Raw genomic sequence first — 231 nt, 5'->3', positions numbered from 1 at the left:
CTTGGCTGCTTCTCATGTTTGTGAACCTCGTGTGATCACTGTAGATAAGAATCCAACTTATCCTGTGGCCATTCAAGAGTTAAAAGAAGAAGGACGGATGCCTGAAGGCATTCCAATAAGCCAAATAAAGTATCTCAATAATATCGTAGAACAAGATCATCGTTTCATTAAGAAATGTATTCGTCCGATGTTGGGATTCAAGTCGTTTGAAACAGCCACTTCTATATTAAG

The 231-nt window shown here is 38.5% G+C and carries 1 protein-coding gene; it reads left to right on the top strand.

All coding sequences use genetic code 11. The annotated features are described in order from the left end of the window. Window positions 1-231, top strand: a 231-nt coding sequence (locus AB1471_RS18000) for a DDE-type integrase/transposase/recombinase (RefSeq protein ID WP_367781082.1), incomplete at both ends; no start/stop codon positions are given.

Source organism: Jeotgalibacillus marinus (assembly GCF_040801915.1).
Classification (GTDB): domain Bacteria; phylum Bacillota; class Bacilli; order Bacillales; family Jeotgalibacillaceae; genus Jeotgalibacillus; species Jeotgalibacillus marinus.
The sequence above is the reverse complement of the archived record's forward strand: the minus strand, read 5'-3'. Positions and strand labels throughout refer to the sequence as shown.